18 protein-coding genes are annotated in these 18,899 nt (G+C 72.5%); 8 read left to right on the top strand and 10 right to left on the bottom strand.

The genetic code is table 11. The annotated features are described in order from the left end of the window. Window positions 1-10: 10 nt before the first annotated feature. Window positions 11-955 (top strand): diacylglycerol/lipid kinase family protein, encoded by a 945-nt coding sequence (locus IEZ07_RS32380; protein ID WP_191898280.1) that lies wholly within the window; start codon window positions 11-13, stop codon window positions 953-955. Between the two features lie 280 nt (window positions 956-1,235). Further along, window positions 1,236-1,490, top strand: coding sequence for a WhiB family transcriptional regulator (locus tag IEZ07_RS32375; protein WP_068897752.1), 255 nt, complete (start codon window positions 1,236-1,238; stop codon window positions 1,488-1,490). A 170-nt stretch (window positions 1,491-1,660) separates the two neighbouring features. On the opposite strand, the gene IEZ07_RS32370 is transcribed toward IEZ07_RS32375, so the two are convergent. Continuing rightward, complete coding sequence (locus tag IEZ07_RS32370; RefSeq protein WP_191898279.1) at window positions 1,661-3,367, bottom strand: GAF domain-containing sensor histidine kinase; 1,707 nt, start codon at window positions 3,365-3,367, stop codon at window positions 1,661-1,663. Window positions 3,368-3,435: 68 nt separating this feature from the next. Between IEZ07_RS32370 and IEZ07_RS32365 the strand changes: the two genes are divergently transcribed. The 5 genes from IEZ07_RS32365 to IEZ07_RS32345 all read left to right on the top strand — a co-directional run bounded on the left by IEZ07_RS32365 (window position 3,436) and on the right by IEZ07_RS32345 (window position 9,163). Further along, a complete protein-coding gene (locus IEZ07_RS32365; protein ID WP_191898278.1) occupies window positions 3,436-4,596 on the top strand; it encodes an 8-amino-7-oxononanoate synthase in 1,161 nt (386 codons plus the stop codon). Between the two features lie 85 nt (window positions 4,597-4,681). After that, window positions 4,682-5,401 (top strand): GntR family transcriptional regulator, encoded by a 720-nt coding sequence (locus IEZ07_RS32360; RefSeq protein ID WP_068897754.1) that lies wholly within the window; start codon window positions 4,682-4,684, stop codon window positions 5,399-5,401. Window positions 5,402-5,485: 84 nt separating this feature from the next. Beyond that, window positions 5,486-6,208 (top strand): dethiobiotin synthase, encoded by a 723-nt coding sequence (gene bioD / locus IEZ07_RS32355; RefSeq protein WP_191898277.1) that lies wholly within the window; start codon window positions 5,486-5,488, stop codon window positions 6,206-6,208. Between the two features lie 140 nt (window positions 6,209-6,348). Then, window positions 6,349-7,344: a biotin synthase BioB gene (gene bioB / locus IEZ07_RS32350; RefSeq protein ID WP_191898276.1), complete on the top strand. Its 996-nt coding sequence runs from the start codon at window positions 6,349-6,351 to the stop codon at window positions 7,342-7,344. 169 nt (window positions 7,345-7,513) lie between these two features. Next, complete coding sequence (locus IEZ07_RS32345; RefSeq protein ID WP_191898275.1) at window positions 7,514-9,163, top strand: acetolactate synthase; 1,650 nt, start codon at window positions 7,514-7,516, stop codon at window positions 9,161-9,163. An 84-nt stretch (window positions 9,164-9,247) separates the two neighbouring features. Here IEZ07_RS32345 and IEZ07_RS32340 read toward each other — a convergent pair whose 3' ends face one another. Beyond that, on the bottom strand, window positions 9,248-10,921 hold the full coding sequence (locus IEZ07_RS32340) for a serine/threonine-protein kinase (protein ID WP_191898274.1): 1,674 nt from the start codon (window positions 10,919-10,921) through the stop codon (window positions 9,248-9,250). Between the two features lie 302 nt (window positions 10,922-11,223). Then, window positions 11,224-11,406: a biotin synthase auxiliary protein BsaP gene (bsaP, locus tag IEZ07_RS32335; protein WP_068897759.1), complete on the bottom strand. Its 183-nt coding sequence runs from the start codon at window positions 11,404-11,406 to the stop codon at window positions 11,224-11,226. A 24-nt stretch (window positions 11,407-11,430) separates the two neighbouring features. Between bsaP and IEZ07_RS32330 the strand changes: the two genes are divergently transcribed. Continuing rightward, entirely contained in the window at window positions 11,431-11,811 is a 381-nt protein-coding gene (locus IEZ07_RS32330) for a thioesterase family protein (RefSeq protein ID WP_230882420.1), read from the top strand. 90 nt (window positions 11,812-11,901) lie between these two features. Here the strand turns inward: IEZ07_RS32330 and IEZ07_RS32325 are convergent, their stop codons facing one another. From IEZ07_RS32325 to IEZ07_RS32295, 7 genes are all read right to left on the bottom strand, one after another. Beyond that, window positions 11,902-12,114: a biotin/lipoyl-binding carrier protein gene (locus IEZ07_RS32325; RefSeq protein WP_153054295.1), complete on the bottom strand. Its 213-nt coding sequence runs from the start codon at window positions 12,112-12,114 to the stop codon at window positions 11,902-11,904. Window positions 12,115-12,255: 141 nt separating this feature from the next. Beyond that, on the bottom strand, window positions 12,256-13,596 hold the full coding sequence (locus IEZ07_RS32320) for an acetyl-CoA carboxylase biotin carboxylase subunit (RefSeq protein ID WP_191898273.1): 1,341 nt from the start codon (window positions 13,594-13,596) through the stop codon (window positions 12,256-12,258). 160 nt (window positions 13,597-13,756) lie between these two features. Further along, complete coding sequence (locus IEZ07_RS32315; RefSeq protein WP_068897763.1) at window positions 13,757-15,037, bottom strand: HD-GYP domain-containing protein; 1,281 nt, start codon at window positions 15,035-15,037, stop codon at window positions 13,757-13,759. After that, window positions 15,034-16,371 carry an HD-GYP domain-containing protein gene (locus IEZ07_RS32310; RefSeq protein WP_231647402.1) on the bottom strand — a complete coding sequence of 446 codons (1,338 nt, stop codon included), beginning with the start codon at window positions 16,369-16,371 and terminating at the stop codon, window positions 15,034-15,036. Before IEZ07_RS32310 ends, IEZ07_RS32315 begins: the two co-directional genes overlap by 4 nt. Window positions 16,372-16,640: 269 nt before the next feature. Further along, complete coding sequence (locus IEZ07_RS32305) at window positions 16,641-17,591, bottom strand: NAD-dependent epimerase/dehydratase family protein (protein WP_191898272.1); 951 nt, start codon at window positions 17,589-17,591, stop codon at window positions 16,641-16,643. Window positions 17,592-17,778: 187 nt separating this feature from the next. Then, window positions 17,779-18,045, bottom strand: coding sequence for a mycothiol system anti-sigma-R factor (rsrA, locus tag IEZ07_RS32300; RefSeq protein WP_068897766.1), 267 nt, complete (start codon window positions 18,043-18,045; stop codon window positions 17,779-17,781). After that, entirely contained in the window at window positions 18,042-18,647 is a 606-nt protein-coding gene (locus IEZ07_RS32295) for a sigma-70 family RNA polymerase sigma factor (protein ID WP_068897767.1), read from the bottom strand. Before IEZ07_RS32295 ends, rsrA begins: the two co-directional genes overlap by 4 nt. Window positions 18,648-18,899 lie beyond the last annotated feature (252 nt).

Genomic DNA, 18,899 nt, shown 5'->3' with positions numbered 1-18,899 from the left:
CGCTGGCGCCATGCGCGCGATGCTCCTGGTGAACCCCAAGGCCACGACCACCAACCAGCGGACGCGGGACGTGCTCATCAGGGCGCTGGGCGCGACGATGGACCTGACGGTCGAGGAGACCGGCTACCGGGGGCACGCGGCCCATCTCGCCCGTACGGCCCACGCCGACGGGTTCGGCGTGGTCGCGGTGCTCGGCGGTGACGGCACGATCAACGAGACGGTGAACGGCCTGCTCGACGCCGAGGAAGGCGAGGTGGCGGCCGACCGGCCGGCGCTGCTGGTGATCCCCGGCGGGAGCGCGAACGTCTTCGCCCGGGCGCTCGGCCTGCCGAACGATCCGGTCGAGGCCACCGGAGTGGTGCTGGAAGCGGTCGGCCGTGACCGGCGGCGCACGGTGGGGCTCGGCCAGGCGCTGTGGGACGGGCACAGCCGCTACTTCACATTCTGCAGCGGCCTGGGGTACGACGCCGAGGTCATCCGGGCGGTCGAGGGGATGCGCGGCACGGGCCGCAAGGCCACTCCCGCGCGCTACGTCAACACCGCGCTGCGCCACTACCTGTCGACCGACAAGCGCCATGCCGCGATGCGCCTGGAGGGCCCCGGCGTGCCCCCGGCCGACGGCATCTTCATGGCGGTGGTCTCCAACACCTCGCCGTGGAGCTTCATCGGCCCTCGGCCGGTCTGCCCGACCCCCTGGGCCAGCTTCGAGACGGGGCTGGACCTCCTGGGGCTCCAGCGCCTCGGCCTGCCGTCCATGCTCAGCCTGATGCCGCAGATCATGGGGACGCGCGACACCCTGCCGACCGGCCGGCACCTGGTGCAGCTCCACGACGAGAAGGAGTTCACGCTGACCGCCGAGCGGCCGGTGGCCTTCCAGCTCGACGGCGACTATCTGGGGGAGGTCGAGCAGGTGATCTTCCGCTCTACCCCCAATGCGTTACAAGTATTGGCATAGCGGATTACATATCGTCATTGTGTGACGTATCCGACACTCCTATCCCCGAAAACCTTTTACCAAACCTCTTGCCTGCACTCGGGGTAGCTGACACTCTCAGCAGTGACGTCGGAACGTAGGACCTTTGAGTGGCCACCTTCACTCTGAGGCCACCGGCGATCACCGCGAACACTCCCGGACCGACCCAGGGCCGGGAGGTCGCTCGCGCTTGTTAGTGAAAGTCTTCACAAAGTGAGCCGTCGGAGCCGCGCAAGGGCTCCTCTTACGAAGGAGTGGACGCATGGACTGGCGCCACCGAGCTGCCTGCCGTGACGTGGACCCCGAGCTGTTCTTCCCGATCGGCAACACCGGCCCCGCCCTGATGCAGATCGAAGAGGCCAAGCAGGTCTGCCGTACGTGCACCGTGAGCGAGGCCTGCCTGAAGTGGGCTCTGGAGTCCGGGCAGGACGCCGGCGTCTGGGGCGGCCTGAGCGAGGACGAGCGCCGCGCCTTCAAGCGCCGCACGGCCCGCGCCCGCGCCCGCGCCACCGCCTGACACACCGCGCAGCCTGACGCGCACGGCCCGCGCCACCACCTGAGGCGTCGCCCGCGCCTGAAGCGCCACCCGAGCGCGGCCCGAGCAGCCTGACCGGCACGGGCCCCGGGACCGACCGGGGCCCGCCGCGGCGGCCCGCACCGCCGCCTGGCCGCTCTCCGCAGACCGCGTCAGGCCCCCGGCAGGGGGATCGCCAGGGTGACCTCGGTCCCGCCGCCCCGGCGCGGCTCGATGGCCAGCCGCCCGGAGAGCTCCCCCACCACCAGGGTCCGCACGATCTGCAGTCCCAGGCTGGTGGACGACTCGAGGTCGAACCCCTCGGGCAGGCCGGCACCGTCGTCGGAGACGATCACGTCCAGCCGGTCGGCCTCCCGAGAGACGATCACCTGGAGCCTGCCCGGCCGCTGCGCCAGCCCGTGCTGGACCGCGTTCTGCAGCAGCTCGGTGAGGACCATCGCCAGCGGGGTGGCGATCTCCGACTTCAGCACCCCGAACGTCCCGACGCGGCGCGGCACCACCTGCGCCTCCGGGGCCGACACCTCGCTGGCCATCGCGATCACCCGGTCTGCGATGTCGTCGAAGTCCACCTGCTCCTCGGGCGTGTGGGACAGCGTCTCGTGCACGATCGCGATCGACCCGACCCGGCGTACCGCCTCCTCCAGGGCCTCCCGCCCCTCCGGCACCTGCAGCCGCCTGGCCTGCAGCCGCAGCAGCGCCGCGACCGTCTGCAGGTTGTTCTTCACCCGGTGGTGGATCTCCCGGATGGTGGCGTCCTTGGTCATCAGCTCGCGCTCGCGCCGCCGCAGCTCGGTCACGTCGCGGATGAGCACCAGCGCGCCGATCCGCCCGCCTCCGACCACCAGCGGGATCGCCCGCAGCTGCACGACCGTGCCGCCCGCCTCCACCTCGGTCTCCCGGGGCTCCCGGCCGCTCGCCACGATCATCAGGTTCTCGTTGATGGGCTCGTCGGCGTAGCAGAGCGTGGCGGTCGTACGGCCCAGCTCCGCACCGACCAGGTCCGCGGTCAGGCCCAGCCGCCGGTAGGCCGACAGGGCGTTGGGCGAGGCGTAGGTCACCCGGCCCGCCCGGTCGAGCCGGAGCAGGCCGTCGCCCACGCGCGGCGAGCGCACCAGGATCGGCTCCGCACCGGAGAACGGGAAGCGGCCCTCGGCCACCATCTGGGCCAGGTCCGAGGCGCTCTGCAGGTAGGTGAGCTCCAGACGGGACGGCGTGCGCGCCGACGACAGGTTCGTCGAGCGCTGGATCACCCCGAGGTAGCGCTGCCCTGGAGCCGCCCCGTTCGCCGGCCCGACGGGGGCGGCCCTGTTCGCCGCCCCGTTCGTGGCCCCGCCGACGGCGGACCCGTCGGACGCGAGTCCACCGGGCACGGGCCCCCCGGACGCGAGCCCGCCGGGCACGGGCCCCCCGGACGCGAGCCCGCCGGGCACGGGCCCGCCGAGCGCGAGCCCGCCGGGCACGGACGCGCCGGGCGCGCATCCGGCCGGGTCCGCCCGCCGTACCGGGTCCGCCCGCCGTACCGGGATGGTCTCCTCCCGCACCGGGACGCCGGTGGACCAGTCGGGGTCGCCCTCGCGGCAGATCCTCCGCTCGTCCCAGGCGGTGTCGATGAGCTCGCGCTCGCCCCTGGCGATGGTCGTGCCCACGACGTCGTCGTGGTAGACGGTGGGCCCGGTGGTGGGGCGCATCTGCGCGACCGCGATCCACCCCGACCCGTCCTTCAGGGGGATCCACAGGATGAGGTCGGCGAACGACAGGTCGGCCAGGAGCTGCCAGTCGGAGACCAGCGAGTGCATCCACTCGAGGTCCGCATCGTCGAGCGCGGTGTGGCGGACCGCCAGGTCGCTAAGAGTCGGCACCCGTGCATCATGCGTTCTTTGCTGGCCTGAACGCGAATCGGCCGATCCGGAACTGCGAAGATGCCCCCATGGAGCAGACCCCGGATCCCCTGGCCCGCCTGCGGACCGCGGCCGAAGCACGGCGCGCGGCAGGACTGAGGCGCACCCTGCGCGCCCGCACGCCCGACGACGACGGCCTGATCGACCTGGCCTCCAACGACTACCTCGGGCTGGCGAAGGATCCGCGGCTGGCCGAGGCCGCCGTCGAGGCCACCCGCGCCTGGGGCACCGGCTCCACCGGCTCCCGCCTGGTCACCGGCTCCACCGCGCTGCACGCCCGGCTGGAGGAGGCGCTGGCCGCCTTCGCAGGGGCCGAGGGCGCGCTGGTCTTCTCCTCCGGCTACCTGGCCAACCTGGCGGCCGTCGCGGCGCTGGGCGCCGGTGCGCTGGTGGTCTCCGACGCGGGCAACCACGCCTCGATCGTGGACGCCTGCCGGCTCTCCCGCTCCCCCGTGGCCGTGACCCCGCACGGGGACGCGGCCGCCGTGGAGAAGGCCCTGGCCGACCGCGCCGAGGAGCACGCGCTCGTCGTCACCGACGCGGTCTTCTCCGTGGACGGGGACCTGGCCCCGCTGGAGGAGCTGCACGCCGCGGCCGTACGGCAGGGCGCGCTGCTGGTGGTGGACGAGGCGCACTCGCTCGGCGTGGTGGGGCCCGGCGGACGGGGCGCGGTGCACGCCGCGGGTCTGGCCGGTGAACGGACGGTTGTGAGAACGGTCACACTGTCGAAATCGCTGGGCTCCCAGGGCGGAGCCGTGCTCGGCGCGCCCGAGGTGGTGGAGACCCTGGTGGACACGGGCCGCTCGTTCATCTTCGACACCGGGCTGGCCCCGGGCAGCGTGGCGGCGGCACTCGCCGCGGTCGATATCCTTCACCATCAGCCCGAACTGCCCGGACGCGTGCGGACCAGAGCGAGGGAGCTGGCCTCGATGGCCCGCGAACTCGGCCTGGAGACCGGCGAGCCGGCAGGTGCGGTCGTCCCCGTCGTCCTCGGCCGGCCCGAGACCGCACTGCGGGCCGCCGCCATCTGTGCGGAACACGGAGTGCGGGCCGGATGCTTCCGGCCGCCCTCGGTGCCGGTCGGCCGCTCTTGCCTGCGGTTGACCGCGCGGGCCAATCTGAGTTCCGATGATCTCGCGGTGATCCGGGGTGCTCTCACCGCCGTCGCCGAGATGAAGGTGGGCAAGTGAGCGAACGCGGTGAGCGGGCCGGTCGGCACGGCGGGCCCGGCACGGCCGGCCGGGCGGGTTCCGCCCCTGCGGGCGAGGAGCTTCCATGACGGACGACTCCCCCCGGATCCCGAAGTACTACGACGTCAAGCGGAGCCTCCTCTCCCTCACCAAGAGCCTGCCGGCGGGCAGCGCGCTGCCTCCGGAGAGGACGCTCGCGGTCCGCTTCGAGACCTCGCGGACCACCGTGCGCCAGGCGCTGTCGGAGCTCGTGGTCGAGGGCCGCCTGGTCCGCATCCAGGGCAAGGGCACGTTCGTCGCGCAGCCGAAGGTCGCCCAGGTCCTCCAGCTCACCTCCTACACCGGCGACCTGCGGACCGTCGGCCTGGAACCCGACACCAAGATCCTGGACATCAGCTACGTCACGGCCGACGAGCCGCTGGCCCGCCGGCTGGCGATCAACCCCGGTGGGCGCGTACTCCGCATCCACCGGCTCCGCCTGGCCAACGGCGAGCCGATGTCGATCGACACCACCCACCTGTCCGCCCGCCGCTTCCCCCGGCTCCGGCGGGAGCTGGAGGTGCACTCCTCGCTGTACGAGACGCTGCACAACGCCTACAACGTGCGGCTGATGGACGCCGAGGAGATCATCGAGACCGTGCTGGCGACGCCGTACGACGCCCAGGTGCTGAGCGTCGACGTCGGTCTGCCGATGCTGCTGCTCACCCGGCACGCCTTCGACGCCGACGGCAACCCGGTGGAGTGGGCGCAGTCGCTCTACCGCGGCGACCGCTACAAGTTCGTCACCCGTCTGCGCCGTCCCTGAGGGCTCCCGTCCAGCCCGCCCCCGACGGGAGCGCACGGCACGCCGCCCCGCGCCCGCGGCCGGGCTCCCCGTAGGCTGAGGCGGATGAGCATTCTCGTGGTCACCGGGACCGACACCGGGGTGGGGAAGACGGTCGTCACGGCCGCCGTGGCGGCGCTGGCGCGGGAGCGGGGCTCGACCGTGGCGGTGGTCAAACCGGCCCAGACCGGCGTCGGGGAGAACGAGCCCGGGGATCTGGACGAGGTCATCCGACTGTCCGGGGTGACGACCACGTTCGAGCTCGCGCGGTTCCCCGATCCCCTGGCCCCGGCCGCCGCCGCGCGCGTCGCGGGGCTGCCCCCGGTCTCCCTCGCGGAGGCGGCCGTGCGGATCAAGGAGCTGACCGGGTCGCACCGGCTGGTCGTCGTGGAGGGCGCGGGCGGGCTCCTCGTCCGCTTCGACGAGGAGGGGTTCACGCTCGCGGACCTGGCCCGGATGCTGCACGCGCCGGTGCTGGTGGTGGCCAGGGCCGCGCTGGGCACGCTCAACCACACCGCGCTGACGCTGGAGGCCGTGGCGGGCCGCGGTCTCGACCTGGCCGGCCTGGTGATCGGCTCGTGGCCGGCGGAACCCGGCCTGGCCGAGCGGTGCAACGTGGCGGACCTGGAGATGCTGGCCGCCCGGCCGCTGGCGGGCGTGCTGCCGGAGGGGGCCGGCGGGCTGGACCGCGAGTCCTTCACCCGGGTGGCGCGTTCGGGGCTGAGCCCGGTCCTGGGCGGCGGGTTCGACCCCGCCGCCTTCAGGAGCACCCTTACGCTTTGCCCGTAGTCCCCGTAGTCCCCGTAGTGCCGAGCAGCGCGGAACGGCGCGGAGTGGTGCCGGGCGGCGGCCTCCGCGGCTCCGCGCGGTTCCGGGTCCCCCGTTCCCCTCGTTTCCTCCTAGCCGTCACCGCAGAGTGGAGTCAGAAGTTGAGCGACATCCTCGAGATCGCCCGGGTGCAGGTCCTGGACGAGGGCCGGGGCCTCGGCACCGCCCAGGCGCTGGAGTGCCTGAAGCTGCCCGACGACCGCCTGGCCGACCTCCTGGCCCTCGCGCACGAGGTGCGGATGAAGTGGTGCGGCCCGGAGGTGGAGGTCGAGGGGATCATCTCCCTCAAGACCGGCGGCTGCCCCGAGGACTGCCACTTCTGCTCCCAGTCGGGGCAGTTCCCCTCGCCGGTCCGCGCCGCCTGGCTGGACATCCCGTCGCTCGTCCAGGCGGCGAAGGAGACGGCGGCGACCGGAGCCACGGAGTTCTGCATCGTGGCCGCCGTGCGCGGGCCCGACCGGCGCCTCATGGACCAGGTCCGCGAGGGTGTGGCGGCGATCCGGGAGGCGGTCGACATCAACGTCGCCTGCTCGCTGGGCATGCTCACCCGGGAGCAGGTGGAGGAACTGGCCGCCCTCGGCGTGCACCGCTACAACCACAACCTGGAGACCGCGAGGTCGCACTTCGGCAAGGTCGTCACCACCCACACCTGGGAGGAGCGCTGGGACACCTGCCTGATGGTCCGCGAGGCCGGCATGGAGCTGTGCTGCGGCGGCATCGTGGGCATGGGCGAGACGCTGGAGCAGCGGGCCGAGTTCGCCGGGCAGCTCGGCGAGCTGGCGCCCGACGAGGTCCCGCTCAACTTCCTCAACCCGCGCCCCGGCACGCCGTTCGAGCGGTTCCCGCTGCTGGAGGGGAGCGAGGCGCTCAAGACGATCGCGACCTTCCGGCTGGCGCTGCCGCGCACGATCCTGCGCTACGCGGGCGGGCGTGAGCTGACCCTGGGCGACCTGGGGACCCGGGACGGCATGCTCGGCGGGATCAACGCGATCATCGTCGGCAACTACCTGACCACCCTCGGCCGCACCGCCGAGCAGGACCTCGGCCTGCTGGCGGACCTGCGGATGCCGATCAAGGCGCTCTCCGACACGCTGTGACCCGGTCGCCCACCTCGGTCATCGGAAAGTAGCGGGAACGTAACTCTCCGTACGGCGGATCTCGATGCGCACGCGTGTGACAGGGGGGAATCTGGGGAGGTAGAAGGCCACGAACACCCCCGAGCAACTCCCCTGTCCGGCTAAGTGACTGACTGGTAGGTTTCGCGGTATGGAGTCGTCCCCCAAGCACGCCGGTGACATCGCGGTCGCCGTCTCCAAGGCCTACGGCATCGAAACCATGTTCACCCTGTCCGGCGGGCACGTCTTCCCGCTCTACGACGGGGCGGTGCACGAAGGCGTGTCCATCCTCGACGTGCGGCACGAGCAGAGCGCGGTCTTCGCCGCCGAGGCCACCGCCCGGCTCACCCGCAGGCCCGGCCTGGCCGTGCTCACCGCGGGGCCCGGCGTCACCAACGGCGTCAGCGGCGTGGCCACCGCGCACTTCAACGGCTCTCCCGTCGTCGTCATGGGAGGGCGGGCCCCCAGATCCCGCTGGGGCTCCGGAGCGCTGCAGGAGATGGACCACCCGCCGCTGCTCGCGCCGGTCACCAAGCTCGCCTTCACCGGCTCGGGCGCCGACTCCGTCGGGCAGGACGTCGAGATGGCCTTCCGCACGGCCATCGCCCCGCACCGGGGCCCGGTCTTCCTCGACTTCCACATGGACGACCTGTTCGCCCCGGCGGCCGAGCACCACACCGAGACGCTCACCCCCTCTCCGCTCGAACCCGACGCGGGCGCCCTCGCGCAGATCGCCGGGCTGCTCGCCGAGGCGGAGCGGCCGATCCTGGTGCTCGGCTCCGACGTGTGGATGGACCGCGCCGAGGAGGTCGCCCGGAGCTTCGCCGAGGAGTACCGCCTGCCGGTCATCCCCAACGGCCAGGGCCGCGGCATCCTGCCGGCCGGGCACGAGCTGCTGGTCAACCGCGCCCGGGGACTGGCCTTCTCCCAGGCCGACCTGGTGATCGTGGCGGGCACCCCGCTGGACTTCCGGCTCGGCTACGGCTGGTTCGGGGGCAAGGAGGGCGCGCCGCTCGCCAAGGTGGTGCACCTGACCGATGCGCCGTCGCAGGTCGCCACGCACATGAAGCCCGCCGGGGCCGCCGCCGGCGACCTGTCCCTGGTCTTCTGGGGCCTGACCTCGGCGTGCGCCGAGGCGGGCGTCTCCCCCAAGACCTACGCCCCGTGGCTGTCGACCCTGGCCGAGGCGTCCAGGGCCGCCATCGCCGGGGACGTCCAGTTGCTGGAGTCCGCCTCCGACCCGATCCACCCGATGCGGATCTACGGTGAGCTCGGCAGGATCCTCGCCGACGACGCCGTGGTGATCGGCGACGGCGGCGACTTCGTCTCCTACGCGGGCAAGTACGTCGAGCCCCGCCAGCCCGGCAACTGGCTCGACCCGGGCCCCTACGGCTGCCTGGGCACCGGCCTGGGCTACGCGATCGCCGCCCGGCTGGCCCGCCCCTCCTCGCAGGTCGTGCTGCTGCTCGGCGACGGCGCGGCCGGTTTCTCGCTGATGGACGTCGACACGCTCGTACGGCACCGCCTGCCGGTCGTGATGATCTGCGGCAACAACGGCATGTGGGGTCTGGAGAAGCACCCCATGCAGATGCTCTACGGCTACGACGTGGCCGCCGAGCTCCAGCCGCAGTGCCGCTACGACCAGGTGGTGACCGCCCTGGGCGGCGGCGGTGAGCTCGTCACCGACCCGTCGCAGATCGGTCCCGCGCTGCGCCGCGCGTTCGACTCCGGCGTGCCGTACATGGTGAACATCGCCACCGACCCGTCCGTGGCCTACCCGCGCACCACCACCGGCGTGTGAGGCCTCCCGCAGGGGGCACGGGCCCGGCGGGCCCGGCATCCGGCCGGGAGCCCGCGCGGGATCCCGGCCGGATGCCTCGGCGGATCAGCCCTTGGTCGCCGTCGGCGTGGGGGTCGGCGCCGAGTCACCCGAGCACGGCACGGCGTCCGCGATGAGCTCGACCGGAACCCGGGGGTCCAGCATCTCTCCCGCCGGAGGGTACTGCTGGTAGACGATCCAGCACTTCTGCGTGTCGGATCCGCCGCTGTACTGGGGCTTGGCCTTGAGCCCCGCGTTCTTGAGCTGCTGGAGCGCCGCCGCGAGCGGCAACTGGGTGACGTTCGGCACCTTCTTCTTCGCCACCGGCGTCGGGGTCGGGGTCGGCGTCGGGGTCCCCTTCGTGGGGGTGGGCTTGGGCGACGGGCTCTTCGACGGGGTCGGGGTGGGCTTCGGCTCCTCGCTGACCTCGGGCGTGGGGTCGGGGACCTGGTGGTTCTGCGTCGGGGTGGGCCTGGGGCGCGTCTTGTTCGGCTTCGGCGACGGACTCTTCGTCGGCTCGGTGCCGACGGGCTTGGCGGGCGGATCCGTCGCCGCGAGCCGGTCCCTGTCGACGGGCGGCACCTCGGAACTCGCCGCCACGGTGTTGAGCGCCACCGCGACCAGTCCGGCGCAGACCACGACGGCGCCCGCCGAGGCCATGGCCAGCAGCCCGCCCCGGCGCTTGGGCTTCGCGCCCCGGCGGCCCCGCCTCCCGGCGGAGAGCTCGGTGGGCGTGCCGGGCGGCGCCGGCGAGGCCGCCTGCCATCCGGCGGTCGGCTGCGCGGCCGCACTCCAGCCGGTCTCGGGGTACGGACCGTCCTGCCGCGGGGCGGCGCCCTGACCGGCCAGGCCCTGCACGGCTCCGGGCATCGGCAGCTGGGCCGACGGGATCGCCGTCGCCCCGGTCTCCGGGCCGGCGATCGCCTGTCGCGCGGCGGTGCTCATCGCGGCGGCGCTGGGGAAGCGCCGGGCGGGGTCCTTGGAGAGGGCCCGCTCCACCAGGGCCCGGATCACCGGCGGGATGCGCTCGGGGAGCGGCGGCGGAGCCTCCCGGATGTGCTTGAGCGCGATCGTGACCGGGCTGTCGCCGTCGAAGGGCCGCTGGCCCGCCAGGCACTCGTAGGCGACCACGCCCAGGGCGTAGATGTCCACCGCGGGGGTGACCGGCGCGCCCTCGGCCTGCTCGGGCGCGCAGTAGGAGGCGGTGCCGAGCACCATGCCCGCGTCGGTCAGCCGGCTGGCGGCGTCGGATCTGGCGATGCCGAAGTCGGTGAGCACGAGCGTGCCGTCGGACCGGACCAGCAGGTTGCCGGGTTTGACGTCCCGGTGGACGATGCCCTGGTCGTGGACCGCCTGCAGGGCCGAGGCCGCCTGGGCGATGAGCTCCATCGCGGCGCCGGGGGCGATGCTGCCCAGCCTGCCGAGCAGCCGGTCGAGCGGCTCGCCGTCCACGAACTTCATCACCAGGTATGCCGTCGCCCCCGCGCCGGGCACCTCGTGAACCCCGTAGTCGTAGACGTCGACGACCCCCGGATGATTGATCGTCGCCATCGCCCGGGCCTCGCCCTGGAACCTCACCAGGAACCCCGGATCGTCGGTGCGGCCCGGAAGCAACACCTTCACGGCGACGGTGCGGGCCAGGACCGTGTCCTCGCCGCGCCACACTTCGCCCATGCCGCCGGCACCGATGCGGGTATCTAAGCGATACCGCCCGGCCAGCGTCGTGCCTTGGGCCACCATGACTACTCCCCCGTAACCCTCTCCACTCCCACCCCAGGGTTCTCCAACAAAGCGGATTTGTATCGCGGCAACGTCACGGCAGCATAACGAAGGCCTGTATGCCGTTTGCCCGCTCGCTGTGGGACGAGCGGCAGCATGACACAAAAGTCCAAACTTTGGGGGTATTTACATATTTTGCCACGTCCAGTCGGACGGCCCGGTCCGCAACGGGAAATCCGCCCCCTCCACGCCGGGCCCGGCGCCGGTCACGGCGAGCCCCGCGTCCTCCGCCGCGGAGCGGCCCGGCGCGGCTCGCGGACCGGTCATCCGCTGAGCGTGCCGTGCTCCACGCACCGGGCTGACCAGCCCAGCGGGGTCACTTGGACCACCATCCGGCGGCGGCAGCGGGAGCAGTAGCGCGGCGGCTCCATCGCCCGCGCGGCGAGGCAGGACGCGTGCTCGCCCGCATCGGCCGGGAGACCGCAGTGATCGCAGTATGAGGTCACGGCTCAGACCCTATGCTGACGCGCATGACGCTCGCTCCCGGTCTGCGCTCCCGGCTGCTCATCATGGTGGAGAAGGAGGACACCGCCGTGAAGGTCGGCAGCGGCGACGTCCCCGTGCTGGGCACTCCCCGCCTGCTCGCCTTCGCCGAACGCGCCACCGTCCAGGCGGTCGCGGACGTCCTCGGGCCCGGCCAGACCTCCGTGGGCACCAGGGTCGCCCTGGAGCACCTGGCGGCCAGCCCGATCGGCGCCCACGTCGAGATCTCCGCCGAGCTCACCGAGGTCGACGGCCGCCGGCTGGTCTTCGCCTTCACCGCACGCGACGGACAGGCGACCGTCGCGACGGGGACGATCGAGCGCGTGGTCGTCGACCGCGAGCGCTTCCTCGCCAGGCACGTCCGCTGACCGCGAGCGCTCCCTCGCCGGCACGTCCGCCGACCGCACCCGCCGCACCCCGGCCGGTCGCCTCCCGCGCGGCGCGGCTCCGGCCGGGGGCTACTCGATGACGGCGATGAGGTCGCCCTCCTGGATGACGTCTCCCTCGGCCACCTTGAGCTGCGCCACCACACCGTCGTCCTCCGCGATGACCGGGATCTCCATCTTCATCGACTCCAGGATGACCAGGGTGTCGCCGTCCTCCACGGTGTCGCCCTCCTTGACGAGCACCTTCCAGACGTTCGCCACCATCTCCGCGCGTACTTCAGCCACCGGGAACTCCCATCACTGTCACTGTCAACGATCGCGCCCGCTCCGGCCTCCGCCGGAGCAGGGACGAGTCATGCCGCGCCGTACGCGCCCGATCCTCCGTGCCCGGCCCGCCGCCCGCACCTTCCAACTGTGCCAGAACGATCAGGCCCTCATACGGGACACCAGTCCGGTGTCGTAGTCGCCGGAGACGAACTCGGGGTGCTCCAGCAGCTCGGCGCAGAACGGCAGGTTGTTCTTGGGGCCCTCGACCAGGAAGCCCGCCACCGCCTTGCGGGCGCGCTCCAGGGCCTCGTCCCGCGTCCGGCCGAAGACGCACAGCTTGGCCATCAGCGGGTCGTAGAACGGCGTGACCGTGTTGCCGGCGGCGTAGCCGGAGTCGATCCGCACGCCCTCCCCGGACGGCTCCTCCCACACGTCGATCTTGCCGGGTCCGGGGAAGAACCGCTTGGGGTCCTCGGCGTAGACCCGGAACTCGATCGCGTGCCCGGCGGGGGCCACCCGCAGGTCCACCGCCTCGCCCGCGGCGATCCGCAGCTGCTGCTCCACCAGGTCCACGCCGGTGACCAGCTCGGTGACGGGGTGCTCGACCTGGAGCCTGGTGTTCATCTCCAGGAACACGAAGTCCTGCGCGTCCGCGTCGACCAGGCACTCCACGGTCCCGGCGCCCAGATAGCCGACGGCCTCGCCCGCCCGTACGGCCGCGGCCAGCATGCGCTCGCGCAGCTCCGGGGTGATGCCGGGGGACGGGGTCTCCTCCACGACCTTCTGGTGGCGGCGCTGCACCGAGCAGTCCCGCTCGCCCAGCGCGACGACCCTCCCGTCCGGGAGACCGAGGATCTGCACCTCGACGTGACGGGCGCGCTCGATGTAGCGCTCGAGCAGGATCGCGGGACCGCCCTCGGCTCCGCCGAACCGCGCCGCGGCGCGCGCGGCGGTCTCGAAGGCCTTGGTCAGCCCCGCCTCGTCGTGGGCGACGCCCATCCCGATGCCGCCGCCGCCACCGGCCGCCTTCACCATGACCGGGTAGCCGATCCCGGCCGCGGCGGCCACGGCCTGCTCCAGGTCGGTGACCGGCTCCCTGGTCCCGGCGGCGACGGGCACGCCCGCGGCCTCCATCAGGTTACGGGCGTTGATCTTGTCGCCCATCCGCTCGATCGCCTCGGGCGAGGGGCCGATCCAGACCAGCCCCGCGTCGATCACGGCACGCGCGAAGTCCGCGTTCTCGGAGAAGAAGCCGTATCCGGGGTGGACCGCCTGCGCGCCGGAGGCGCGGGCGGCCTCGATCACCTTGCCCGCGTCGAGGTAGCTCTGCGCGGGATTGGCGGGACCCAACAGGATCGCCTCGTCGGCCTCCTTCACGAACGGCAGGTCCGCGTCGGCCTCGGAGTACACCGCGATGGCCCTCGCCCCCATGCGGCGGACCGTGCGAATGACGCGCCGGGCGATTTCGCCTCGGTTCGCGACCAGGACAGACTCGAACACGTAGTGGCCCCTTTCGACCGCTCCACCCTATGGCCGAGATCTCGGCACAGCCTTTCGCCCGACGCCACTGATCACAGCGGCGCGAACTGTAGGAAACTTACAATGCGCGGGGCGGGAAACCCCGGTGCGACAAGCCGTGAGAGCGCACCTCGTGAGCGGATCAGTAGCGGGCGAGACGCCCGGTGACCCGCGCCAGCGCCTCGACGACGGCCGGGTCGTACTCCACTCCGGAACCGAGTCGGAGCCGTTCCAGCGCGGCCCCCGCCCGGTCACGGTCGGTGGAGCCGCCGACCAGGTCGTCGTAGGCGTTGGCGGCCTTGATGATGCGGCTCGACAGCGGCGGCGCCGTACCGCAGGGCTCGCACTGGCGGCGGACGATCTCCGCCACCCGGTCCAGCACCCCCGTCTGCCGGATCACCTCGGCGCCCAGCTCGGCGATGCGGCGCGCCTGCGCCGGGTCGGTGAGCACGGTCGCGCCGCCGGGGATCGGGTCGCGGAGCGAGAGCTGGCCGATGTCGTGCATGAGCGCGGCGTACTCCAGCTCCAGCAGTTCGGGCTCCGCCATGCCCAGTTCCCGCCCGGCGGCGACCGACAGGCGGCTCACCCGGCGCGAGTGTCCCGGCTCGACGTAGCCGGCCACCTCGGTCACCTGCGAGAGCGCCCGCACGGTCTGCAGGTAGGTGGCCCGGATCCCCGCGTACTTGCGGAAGGCCACCTGGGTCACCAGCAGCGGAGCGGCGAAGACCAGCAGTGCGGCCATGTCCATGCTGTGCGAGGCGAGCGCCAGCAGGACGCCGGAGGCCGCCACCGCGGTGCCCAGCGGGGCGGCCATCCGCAGCTCGTCGCGGACGGCCACCGCGAACGCGGCGCGCACCTGCTCCGCCCGCAGGACGGCCGCCAGCAACACGTCCACCAGCACCGTCACCAGGATCAACGCGGTCATCACGCCCAGCGCGGGCGTCCAGCTCCCGTCGGGCGGGAGGGTCGTCAGGCGGAGCGGCTCGGCCAGCGGGCGGTAGGCGATGGCCAGCAGGGAGCCGGTGAGGAGCCTGCGGGCCAGCGCGTCGAGCTGCGGCGGGCGCCCGACCGCCAGGTGCGGCAGCGCCCCGGCCACCATCCCGACCGCCGTCACCGCGACGACCTGCAGGGCGGGATGCTCCGCCCGGGTGGTCCCCACGTCCAGCAGCAGGGTGTAGCCGAGCGCCGCGGCGGCTCCGATCGGAGCCACCTCCCGGTTGCCCGGCATGGTGAGCCTGGCCAGTTCCCCCGCCGCGATCAGCGCGCCGAACCCGATGGCGAACTCGGCCTGGACCAGCCCCACCGCCGCCGTGTACGCCACGCCCGCCAGCGCCATCAGGCCCGCCGCGGAGATGAGCAGGACCTGCCCGGAGTCGAGCCGCCGGAACGCCCGCGCGGCCGTGAGAGCGGCCGTGTTCGTCATCGTTCCGTCCCCGTGGTCACGTCCGACACCACCTGGATCGGGGCGGTCGGGTCGTCGTGGTCCTTGGTGGTGGTCTCCGCCGCGTCCGCCGGCGGGGCCGCCACCTTGCACGGCGGTTCCCACCCCTGGCGGTCCAGGGCGCGCAGGAAGGCGTTCACCATGACCGGGTCGAACTGGGCGCCCGCCCCCTTGCGCAGCTCCTCCGTGGCGACCTCGACCGACCGCGCGTTGCGGTAGGAGCGGTCGGAGGTCATCGCGTCGAAGGCGTCGGCCACCGCGATGATCCGGGCGAACTCCGGGATCTCGTCACCGGCCAGCCCCATCGGGTAGCCCCTGCCGTCCTGCCGCTCGTGGTGGTGCATGATCCCGGCGAAGGCCTCGTCCAGGAAGTCGATGCCCCGCACGATCTCCAGTCCCCGCATCGGGTGGAGCTGGATGGCGGCGAACTCCTCCTCGGTGAGCGGCCCCTCCTTCTGCAGCACCTTCGTCGGCACGCCCAGCTTGCCCACGTCGTGGAGCATCCCGGCGTAGCGGATCGCGCGCAGCCGCTCCGAGCCCATCCCGATCTCCTCGGCGATCATCCCCGAGGCCCGGGAGACGCGGGTGCAGTGTCCGCGGGTGTAGTAGTCCTTCGTCTCCACCGCCTGGCAGAGCGCGGCGATCGTGGCGTCGTAGGAGCGCTGCTGGGCGAGGTACTGGCCGAAGGCCCAGCGGGCGACGAACAGCGGGATCAGCACCAGCACCGCGGCGATCGAGTTGACCGTCGTCCAGAGCCCGGCGATCAGCAGGCCGAAGGTGGCGTATCCCAGGTAGGAGACCATGAACTGGGCCAGTCCGCGCAGCGGGACCTGGTCGGCCTGGCCGGTCGCCGCCAGGACCAGCGCGATCAGCACGAAGTTCAGCGGCACGAACACCGCCGCCGCGCCCGCGAACGGCACGATCAGGTCGCTGAACTCGACGCCTCCGCCGCCCCCGACGCCCGGCACCCCGGCGGGCCGGCCGAGCAGGCTCTCGTAGACCCAGCCCGCCACGTAGCCGCAGAGCGCGAACTGCGCGCCGTTGAACAGCCGCTTCACCAGCGGCAGCCCCGGGCGCACGCTGAGCACGGCCGTCATGCCGACGAGCGCCGCGCCTTCGGGACCCGTCAGCACCACCGCGGCGAGCGCGGCCGAGAAACTGACCGAGACCGCGGCCTGCCTGACACTGAGGAGTGTCGGCATCGACTCGCACACCAGGAACAGCAGGGCCAGCACCAGCAGGGTGGACCATTCGAGCTGCTCGATCCTGCCGTTCCCGGCCACGCCGTGGACGAGCAGCCCGAAGGCCGTCCCGATCACGGCGACAAGGTAGACCTTGGCAAACCATGGCAGTCCACGCAATGCGGCCACCCTAGGGGTCCTACGGGCGCGTGTTCAGGTCCAGGAGATCCCCGGGTGCGCCCGGCTGACCGTTTCCTTCGACATGCGCTGCCTCCACGTTGATTTCGCGTCTCAGGCTACAGAAGCGAATCGGATCCGGCAGGACGGACCGGCAATCGCAAGCAAAGCGTAACCAACCCAGCACGAGGAGTTGGCCGACGGGACGGCGCGGATGCCGTCCGCCGTCATCCCTGCCGGGCCGCGGAGCGGGTCATCGCCCACTCGACGGTGCGCTTCAGCCCGGTCGCCAGATCCGTCCGGGGCCGCCAGCCGAGCGCCTCGGCCGCGGGGGCGGGGTCGACCGCCATCGCCGGCAGGTCTCCCAGTCGTGCGGGCGCGCTCCCCGGCTCGTCGGCCGCCCCGGCCGCCGTCGCGACCAGGGTGTGCAGCTCCCGGTCGGTGGTCTGCACCCCGGTGCCCAGGTTGAACCGCCCGCCGCCGCCCGCCTCCCCGCACGCGCGGGCGAAACCGTCCACCACGTCGTCGATGTAGACGTAGTCGCGCGTCTGCGTGCCGTCGCCGTAGACCACGGTGGGGGCCCCGTTGAGCAGCGCGTCGGTGAAGATCGCGACCACCCCGGCCTCTCCCTCGGGCGACTGGCGGGGACCGTAGACGTTGGAGAGCACCAGGGTGGTGTAGTCGATGCCGTGCAGCGCCTTGAAGGCGGCGAGATAGACCTCCGCGCTCAGCTTCGAGGCGGCGTACGGCGAACGCGGGTCGGTCGCGGCGTCCCCGGGGACCGGGATGACCGCGGGACGGCCGTACACCGCTACGGAGGAGGCGAAGACGACCTTGCGCGTGCCGCCCCGGCGGGCGGCGGACAGGACCGCGGCGGTGCCCTCCACGTTGAGCCGGGCGTCGCGGACCGGGTCCGCCACGCTCTTGCGCACGCTGATCTGCGCGGCGAGGTGGCAGACCACCTCCGGCCGGAAGTCGGTGGCCAGACCGGCCAGCGCGGGGTCGAGGATGTCCATCTCGTGCAGGCTGAAGCGCGGGTCCCCCTCCGCCCCGGCCAGGTTGCGCCGGCTCCCCGAGGACAGGTCGTCCACGACCCCGACCTCGTGACCGTCCGCCAGCAACCGGTCCACCAGGTTCGACCCGATGAACCCGGCCCCTCCGGTGACGAGCACCCGCATGCCGACCCCCGCTCTCGTTGCCTGGCCGCGGCCGGGCTCCCGCGGGGGCCTCTCACCTCTTCCGGGGAGGGCTCACCCGCTTGCCCGCGCGGCCGCCGTCGTACGAGAGATCCTAGGGGTCAGGTCGCGGGCTCGCCGCGGATCCCGGCCTCGGGCGCTGCGTCGCACGTGCGAGAGGTCCCAGGGGTCAGGTCGCCAGCTCGCCGCGGACCTGATCGATCCGGTCGCGGATCCTGGCCCGCAGGTCCTCGGGCGCCGCGTCGCAGCCGCAGTGCCTGGCCACCAGCTGCTTGACCACCTGGTCCAGGCCGTACTCCCGCAGGCACGGGCCGCACTCGTCCAGGTGCTGGCGGATGTCGGCGCAGTCGCCCTCGTCGAGCTCGCCGTCGAGGTAGGTGTAGACCTTGTCCAGGACCTCGCGGCAGTCCGTGTCGTGGTGATCTCCACAGCTCACTTTGCACCCTCCGCAGGAACCAGGCCACGCTCCCGGGCGTAGTCCTCGAGTTGCGTCCGCAGCTGACGGCGGCCACGGTGGAGCCGCGACATCACGGTCCCGATGGGGGTCCCCATGATCTCGGCGATCTCCTTGTAGGGGAAGCCCTCGACGTCGGCGAGGTAGACCGCGATCCGGAAGTCCTCCGGGAGCGCCGCCAGCGCGTCCTTGACGTCGCTGTCCGGCAGGTGGTCGAGCGCCTCGATCTCGGCGGACTTCAGCCCCGTCGAGGTGTGCGACTCCGCCCTCGCCAGCTGCCAGTCCTCGATCTCCTCGGTGCCGGCCTGCTTGGGCTCCCGCTGCTTCTTGCGGTAGCTGTTGATGAAGGTGTTGGTGAGGATGCGGTAGAGCCAGGCCTTGAGGTTCGTGCCCTCCTGGAACTGGTGGAAGGAGGCGAAGGCCTTGGCGAAGGTCTCCTGGAGGAGGTCCTCCGCATCCGCGGGATTCCGGGTCATCCGGAGCGCGGCGGAGTAGAGCTGGTCGAGGTAGGGCATCACGTCCCGCTCGAACCGCTCGCTCCGCTGTTCCAGAGTCTCCGCATCTGTCGCAGGGACCGGACCCACCCCCTTAGGATCTCCGGAGTCCGGCTCACGCGGGACACCGTACTGAGCGGAGGATACCCGCTCGCCAGGGAAAGGCCGGTCACCGGGGCGGGCGACGGGTTCGATCAACGCGAGCATTCGCTTGCCAACCTCCCGGAAGGGTGTGCGCTGTTCGTTGGCAACACGCCCGTCCGGCCGTCTGTTCCCTCAAGATGGAAGGTGACGAACGACCCGGTACGGGGAAAAACATACGTACCGGCAGGTAGCTTCAGA

The sequence above is a fragment of the Planomonospora parontospora genome (assembly GCA_014647935.1).
Lineage (GTDB): Bacteria > Actinomycetota > Actinomycetes > Streptosporangiales > Streptosporangiaceae > Planomonospora > Planomonospora parontospora.
The sequence above is the reverse complement of the archived record's forward strand: the minus strand, read 5'-3'. Positions and strand labels throughout refer to the sequence as shown.

Bases quoted from the DNA above. Each gene is read 5' to 3' on its own strand.
- IEZ07_RS32380 (WP_191898280.1), top strand. From the start codon at position 11: ATGCGCGCGATGCTCCTGGTGAACCCCAAGGCCACGACCACCAACCAG.
- IEZ07_RS32375 (WP_068897752.1), top strand. From the start codon at position 1,236: ATGGACTGGCGCCACCGAGCTGCCTGCCGTGACGTGGACCCCGAGCTG.
- IEZ07_RS32365 (WP_191898278.1), top strand. From the start codon at position 3,436: ATGGAGCAGACCCCGGATCCCCTGGCCCGCCTGCGGACCGCGGCCGAA.
- IEZ07_RS32360 (WP_068897754.1), top strand. From the start codon at position 4,682: ATGACGGACGACTCCCCCCGGATCCCGAAGTACTACGACGTCAAGCGG.
- bioD (WP_191898277.1), top strand. From the start codon at position 5,486: ATGAGCATTCTCGTGGTCACCGGGACCGACACCGGGGTGGGGAAGACG.
- IEZ07_RS32345 (WP_191898275.1), top strand. From the start codon at position 7,514: ATGGAGTCGTCCCCCAAGCACGCCGGTGACATCGCGGTCGCCGTCTCC.
- IEZ07_RS32340 (WP_191898274.1), bottom strand. From the start codon at position 10,921: ATGGTGGCCCAAGGCACGACGCTGGCCGGGCGGTATCGCTTAGATACC.
- IEZ07_RS32330 (WP_230882420.1), top strand. From the start codon at position 11,431: ATGACGCTCGCTCCCGGTCTGCGCTCCCGGCTGCTCATCATGGTGGAG.
- IEZ07_RS32315 (WP_068897763.1), bottom strand. From the start codon at position 15,037: ATGACGAACACGGCCGCTCTCACGGCCGCGCGGGCGTTCCGGCGGCTC.
- IEZ07_RS32305 (WP_191898272.1), bottom strand. From the start codon at position 17,591: ATGCGGGTGCTCGTCACCGGAGGGGCCGGGTTCATCGGGTCGAACCTG.